At 59.9% G+C, this 4,686-nt stretch carries 7 protein-coding genes and 1 pseudogene; 3 read left to right on the top strand and 5 right to left on the bottom strand.

The features are described from left to right. Window positions 1–177: 177 nt before the first annotated feature. Window positions 178–822 (bottom strand): glutathione binding-like protein, encoded by a 645-nt coding sequence (locus DBR24_RS12500; protein WP_128614909.1) that lies wholly within the window; start codon window positions 820–822, stop codon window positions 178–180. Window positions 823–964: 142 nt separating this feature from the next. On the opposite strand from DBR24_RS12500, the gene DBR24_RS12495 reads away from it, so the two are divergent. Then, window positions 965–1,522 (top strand): cysteine hydrolase family protein, encoded by a 558-nt coding sequence (locus tag DBR24_RS12495; RefSeq protein WP_123465242.1) that lies wholly within the window; start codon window positions 965–967, stop codon window positions 1,520–1,522. A 272-nt stretch (window positions 1,523–1,794) separates the two neighbouring features. On the opposite strand, the gene DBR24_RS12490 is transcribed toward DBR24_RS12495, so the two are convergent. The 4 genes from DBR24_RS12490 to DBR24_RS12475 form a co-directional block, all read right to left on the bottom strand. Further along, the gene (locus DBR24_RS12490) at window positions 1,795–1,998 is read right to left on the bottom strand and encodes an SEC-C metal-binding domain-containing protein (RefSeq protein WP_030139406.1); all 204 of its coding nucleotides are present in this window, start codon (window positions 1,996–1,998) and stop codon (window positions 1,795–1,797) included. After that, entirely contained in the window at window positions 1,995–2,489 is a 495-nt protein-coding gene (locus tag DBR24_RS12485; protein ID WP_128614908.1) for an LEA type 2 family protein, read from the bottom strand. The genes DBR24_RS12490 and DBR24_RS12485 overlap by 4 nt, the downstream gene beginning before the upstream one ends. Window positions 2,490–2,589: 100 nt before the next feature. Next, window positions 2,590–3,066 carry a YchJ family protein gene (locus DBR24_RS12480; RefSeq protein WP_123465246.1) on the bottom strand — a complete coding sequence of 159 codons (477 nt, stop codon included), beginning with the start codon at window positions 3,064–3,066 and terminating at the stop codon, window positions 2,590–2,592. A gap of 4 nt (window positions 3,067–3,070) precedes the next feature. Further along, on the bottom strand, window positions 3,071–3,568 hold the full coding sequence (locus DBR24_RS12475; RefSeq protein ID WP_123465248.1) for a DUF6231 family protein: 498 nt from the start codon (window positions 3,566–3,568) through the stop codon (window positions 3,071–3,073). 200 nt (window positions 3,569–3,768) lie between these two features. Between DBR24_RS12475 and DBR24_RS12470 the strand changes: the two genes are divergently transcribed. Continuing rightward, entirely contained in the window at window positions 3,769–4,464 is a 696-nt protein-coding gene (locus DBR24_RS12470) for an OmpA family protein (RefSeq protein ID WP_128614907.1), read from the top strand. Window positions 4,465–4,553: 89 nt separating this feature from the next. After that, window positions 4,554–4,686: pseudogene (locus DBR24_RS32050) on the top strand (OmpA family protein); the annotation flags it as partial.

Genomic DNA, 4,686 nt, shown 5'->3' with positions numbered 1-4,686 from the left:
GGCCATGGCAAAGCTCCTGCGGGGGGTAGCGTCAGTAAAGGCGCTACGTTAGTGAGCAGGAGGGTGCCGCGCAAGCGGGGGCGGGGGTTATTTCTCGATTTGTCAGACGAACCTTCACCTGAGGACAACACAAGACCTGTGGCGAGGGGATAAATCCCCTCGCCACAGTGAATTCAATCAGGCTTTGGGCGGGTTGATCTGCTGCACCAGGGCATACGCCTTGACCGTCGCCGGACGATCCTTGATGTGATTGAACCAGCGCAGCACATGCGGGAAGTCCTCAAGGTTCTGGCTCTGCCATTTATGCGAGACGATCCACGGGTAGATCGCCATGTCGGCGATGCTGTACTCGCTGCCGGCGACGAATGTGTGGTCGGCCAGTTGCTTGTTCAACACGCCATAGAGGCGCGCGGTTTCGTCGATGTAGCGCTTGATCGCGTAGGGGATTTTTTCCGCGGCGAACTGGCTGAAGTGATGATTCTGCCCCGCCATTGGCCCCAGTCCGCCCATCTGCCAGAACAGCCATTGCAACGCCGTTTGCCGACCCCGCAGATCCTTGGGCAGGAAGAGCCCGGTCTTTTCCGCCAGATACAGCAGGATGGCCCCCGACTCGAACAGCGACAGCGGCTCGCCGCCATCGGCCGGTTCATGGTCGATGATGGCCGGGATTCGGTTGTTCGGAGCGATCTTCAGAAAGTGCGGCTGGAATTGCTCACCCTGACTGATGTTGATCGGGTGCACGTTGTACGGCAGGCCGGCTTCTTCGAGAAACAGCGAGATCTTGTGGCCGTTGGGGGTGGTCCAGTAATACAGGTCGATCATGGAAAGCTCCAAATCAGAAATGGACTTGCGTGCAGCCAACGTCGGCGTCGAGTCGTCCCGTGTGCGTTCGATCGCTTGCCTGGCAGGAAGAGGTGATGCTGAACTAGGGGAAATTCAATGACCCCTCGTGAGAAAAATCGCCATGGAACTTCAGGCCAACGCTGCGCTGATCATCATCGACCAGCAACAAGGCATTCTGGAACCGCGTCTGGGGCGGCGGAACAATCCGCAGGCCGAAGAGCGAATCCTCGATTTGCTCGGATTCTGGCGCCGCAACGCGCGGCCGGTGGTTCATGTGCAGCATCTTTCGCATTCGCCGGACTCGGTGTTCTGGCCGCAACAGTCAGGCGTGGAGTTTCAGCAGCGGTTTTTGCCGCAGGATGGCGAGTGGCTGATACAGAAACGCGTGCCGGATGCCTTTTGTGGCACCGGGCTGGAAGCACGGTTGAATGAGGCGGGGATCGGGCAGTTGATCATCGTTGGCGTGGCCACCCACAACTCGGTGGAGTCCACGGCGCGCGCGGCGGGCAATCTGGGGTTCGACGCGTGGGTGGTGGAGGATGCGTGCTTTACCTTCGACAAGGCCGATTATTTCGGCACGTTGCGCACGGCTGAAGAGGTGCACGGGATGTCGCTGGGGAATTTGCAGGGGGAGTATGCGACGGTGGTCAGTGCGAAGCAGATTCTCGCGGCGGGCTGAAAATCTTTGCCCTGTGTACCGGCCCCTTCGCGAGCAAGCTCGCTCCCACAGGGCGATTGCATTCCATCTGAAGAAACCCGCTCACCTGCAGGCGTGAGCCTGCTCGCGATAGCGGTCTGTCAGGCGCCAGCGATGTTGAATGTACTGCCGTCATCGCGAGCAGGCTCAGTCCTACAGTTAATTGCCTTCCAGCGGGAGGAACTCGATCACTGTGGGAGCTGGCTTGCCAGCGATGGCGGAGTATCAGGCGAAGGCGCTCTTCGCCTGGCGCATCACGCGCCGTGGCACTTCTTGAATTTCTTGCCGTTGCCGCATGGGCACGGATCGTTGCGGCCGACGTCTTTCAAGGCGTTGCGCACCGGTTCCTGGTGGGCGTGGCCGCAGTTCGGGCCGTGGACATGGCCATGATCGTGGTGATGGTCATGATCATGATCGTGGTTGCAGTCAGGGCCATGGACATGAGGTTGCTGGGTCATCGGTGTTGCTCCGGAATTAGATCGGCGGGGATTATCACGCCATTGCGTTCAAGGTGCACGTAGTGAGCGATGAATAAACCGGTTTCCATTTCGCCCTGTAACCGATAAGGAATCGGCTGGTTCGAATTTTTCAGCATTTTCACCACCTCCTTGACCTGCGGCCACAGGTTAGTGCGGATCGGCACCTTGAAGTAGGCGCTGCGTTTGGGCCCCACCGTGAACCAGTGTTCATGTTCACCCTCGGCCAGCAGCAGGTCGCCCAGATGAATGCGGTATTCCAGGCCGCGCACGGTCAGGTCGCTGTCGTTGGGGTTGTCGATGCGAAAGTGCAGGATGAATTTCTGTTCGAGCAGTTTTGCCCGTACCACCTCGACGTTCACCAGGTGCACGGCGGGGTCGACACTGTCGTCGCTGAACCACGAAGCGCAGCCGCCCAGATTCAGGGTCAGCATCAAGGTGAAGAGCTGGAATGTGCGCCAACGACCGAGCATGGTTGAACTCCTTTTGCTGCCAGTCTAGACGCTAAAAGATCGCCGCCTGCATGAGATGGCGTTCTCTGCAGGCGCTGCCGCAGGCTGCGATCTGTTGATCCTATGCGCCGAAATACCCCGCACAGCATTTCTTGAATTTCTGCCCGCTGGCACAAGGACACGCATCGTTGCGTCCCAGTTTCAACTGCACGGTCGGGTCGATGAAGTACCAGCGCCCGGCGTTTTGCACGAACGATGAGCGCTCGCGGTGACTGTGTTCGCCCTGGCTGTCGTGCCAGCGTGCAGTGAAGGTGACGAAGGCGTGCTCCGGCTGGCCGCCGAAGACTTCCGAGCTTTCCACGTCGAGGCCGAGCCAGGTGCTCTGCGCACTCCAGGCACTGATTGCCTGACGATCCAGCCCCGCTTGCTGGGCGGGCAGGGTGGTCGCCACCAGATAATCGATCAGACCCAGCACATAGGCGCTGTAGCGCGAGCGCATCAGCGCCTCGGCGCACGGCGCCGGGTGGCCGGCGTGATAGTGACCGCAGCAGGCGTCCAGCAGATTACCGCTGCCGCACGGGCAAATGGCTGTACTCATTGCATTACCACCAGTATTTCCCGAAGTTTTCCGGATTGGCCCAGAACCGCGAGTTGAGCCAGTCGGGGACTTGTTTGTAGTCAAGCAGATCGTAAGTGAACAGGGTCAGCACCTGATCGTCACGCTGGAAGCGCTCGCTGGCCTGCAGTGCCAGCGAATAGAAATCGGTTTCCTGCCAGCCGCTGGCCGTCAGATCCGAGAGCACCGCGATGCGGCTGGCGTTGAGGTTACGAATGCCGCCCAACAGGTTCAGGCCATCGCGCTTGGGCAAATGTTCCAGGCAATCGACCACCAGCGCCAGGTCGAAACGCCGCGCGGCCAGTTCCGCTGGCAAGGCGCCGGGCGCGGCATGTGCCACGCAGGTGTCCGGGTGCGCTTGCTTGAATGCGCTCAGCGCCGGGAATTCACTGGCGCCGATCAACAGCAGACGCGCCGGGGCGTAGCGATCCAGCAAAGCGGCCAACGCCTGTTGTGGCGTGCGGGAAGAAATGGCGACGTTCATCAATGCTCCTCAATCAGACTGCCAAGACTAGCCTGCCTGACTGCGCCGGCAAAGCGCGCTGCGGCGCCGGTTCGCGGTAAATGGGGGGAAAGTCCTGTGAACACGGTCGCAAACAGCAATGGCCTATTGCTGGCGGAGATTAAAACTCCGGTCTTTACTCCCTGAATCGGTTCTAAGCCGATCCCTCAGGAGAAAACCAGATGAGCATAGTTCGGACAGCATTACCTTTGATTCTGCTAACCAGTGTGTTGACTGGTTGCGCAGGTTTGCAGAAAACCGACTGGCCGACCTGTGCGGCGGTCGGCGGTGTAGTCGGTGCGGGCCTCGGTGCGACGGAAAGTTCGGCGTGGGCCGGCTACGGCGCACTGTTGGTCGGCGGTACGGCAGCGGCCTATTGCTGGGTGCACGGTGATGGTGACGAGGACGGTGATGGTGTGCCGGACAGTCGCGACAAGTGCCCGCACACGCCTCGAGGCGTGCAAGTCGATGCTGACGGCTGCCCACCACCTGCCCCTGCGCCAGTGGTAGAAGAAGCCGTTGTGGTCAAGGAAGAAACCATCGTTATTCGCGATGTGCACTTCCAGTTCGACAAGGCCACGCTGACCGGTTCTGACAAACAAGTGCTCGACAAAGTCGCCACTCGCCTGAAACAGGAATCCTCCAACGCGCAACTGACCGTGACCGGTCATACCGACAGTGTGGGCAGCGATGCCTACAACAAGAAACTGTCGGATCGTCGTGCGCATTCGGTGGTGGAATACCTGATCCAGCAGGGTGTGCCACGCGCCAGCTTCGTTTCGGTGTCCGGCATGGGTGAAAGCCAGCCAGTGGCCGATAACAAAACCGCTGACGGTCGCGCGCAAAACCGTCGTACCGAAATCAAAATCGTCCGCTAGACCTCTCGCATCCGCGGCTTGTGCAGTCGCGGATGCGGGTCTTTACTCCTGTGTAACCGGTATGGGCCGGTGACACAGGAGCTTTCAAAATGACTGTTTTCTCAAGGTCCGTCTTGCCGGTGCTGCTGCTAGGCAGCTTGCTCACCGGTTGCGCTACTCACAGCGATGGCACTGCACCCCTCAATCAACGTACGTGGCCGATTTGCAGCCTGATCGGCGGGC

This window comes from Pseudomonas sp. HMWF006 (assembly GCF_003061205.1).
In the GTDB taxonomy this organism is placed as follows: Bacteria; Pseudomonadota; Gammaproteobacteria; order Pseudomonadales; family Pseudomonadaceae; genus Aquipseudomonas; species Aquipseudomonas monsensis.
Note: the sequence above shows the minus strand (reverse complement) of the source record. Positions and strands in the feature narration are given on the sequence as shown.

Coding starts and splice junctions, on each gene's coding strand:
- DBR24_RS12500 (WP_128614909.1), bottom strand. CDS start 822: ATGATCGACCTGTATTACTGGACCACCCCCAACGGCCACAAGATCTCG.
- DBR24_RS12495 (WP_123465242.1), top strand. CDS start 965: ATGGAACTTCAGGCCAACGCTGCGCTGATCATCATCGACCAGCAACAA.
- DBR24_RS12490 (WP_030139406.1), bottom strand. CDS start 1,998: ATGACCCAGCAACCTCATGTCCATGGCCCTGACTGCAACCACGATCAT.
- DBR24_RS12485 (WP_128614908.1), bottom strand. CDS start 2,489: ATGCTCGGTCGTTGGCGCACATTCCAGCTCTTCACCTTGATGCTGACC.
- DBR24_RS12480 (WP_123465246.1), bottom strand. CDS start 3,066: ATGAGTACAGCCATTTGCCCGTGCGGCAGCGGTAATCTGCTGGACGCC.
- DBR24_RS12475 (WP_123465248.1), bottom strand. CDS start 3,568: ATGAACGTCGCCATTTCTTCCCGCACGCCACAACAGGCGTTGGCCGCT.
- DBR24_RS12470 (WP_128614907.1), top strand. CDS start 3,769: ATGAGCATAGTTCGGACAGCATTACCTTTGATTCTGCTAACCAGTGTG.